1 protein-coding gene is annotated in these 790 nt (G+C 65.9%); it reads left to right on the top strand.

Going from position 1 to position 790, the window contains the following annotated elements; translation table 11 throughout:
* Positions 1-790, top strand: a 790-nt coding sequence (locus MELE44368_RS23830) for a phosphopantetheine-binding protein (protein WP_164890211.1), incomplete at both ends; no start/stop codon positions are given.

The raw sequence follows: 790 nt of genomic DNA, 5'->3' as shown, positions 1-790 counted from the left end.
CCCGATCGGGGTGCCGTTGGCGCATTTGGGGTTTTTTGTTCTTGATGAGTGGTTGGCGCCGGTGCCGGTGGGGGTGGCCGGTGAGTTGTATGTGGCCGGTGCGGGGGTGGCTTATGGGTATGTGGGGCGTTCGGGGCTGAGTGCGTCGCGGTTTGTGGCGTGTCCGTTCGGGGCTGCGGGGCAGCGGATGTATCGCACCGGTGATGTGGTGGCCTGGGGTGGCGATGGGCAGTTGCGGTATCTGGGTCGCGCGGATGAGCAGGTCAAGATTCGTGGGTATCGCATCGAGCTCGGTGAGGTGGCTGCGGCGTTGGCCGGGGTGGATGGGGTTGTTCAGGCTGAGGTGATCGCGCGTGAGGATCGTCCCGGTGATAAGCGGTTGGTGGGCTATATCACCGGTAGTGCTGATCCGGTCGAGGTGCGTGCGGTGTTGGCGGCGCGGTTGCCCGATTACATGGTGCCCGCGGCGGTGGTCGCGGTGGAGGCGATGCCGTTGACGGTCAACGGCAAACTGGACAAGCGTGCGTTGCCGGCCCCGGAGTATCAGAACGTGGAGGCCTATCGGGCGCCCAGCGATGCCGTCGAGCAGATCCTGGCCGATATCTATGCCCAGGTGTTGGGGCTGGACCGGGTCGGGGTCGACGAGTCGTTCTTCGAACTCGGCGGCGACAGCATCTTGTCCATGCAGGTGGTGGCCCGTGCGCGCGCCGCGGGCATCCTGTGCCGCCCCCGCGACATCTTCACCGAACAAACCGTGGCCCGACTCGCCCAAACCGCCACCGTCGCAGAC

The sequence above is a fragment of the Mycolicibacterium elephantis DSM 44368 genome (assembly GCF_004014805.1).
Taxonomy (GTDB): Bacteria; Actinomycetota; Actinomycetes; order Mycobacteriales; family Mycobacteriaceae; genus Mycobacterium; species Mycobacterium elephantis.
Note: the sequence above shows the minus strand (reverse complement) of the source record. Positions and strands in the feature narration are given on the sequence as shown.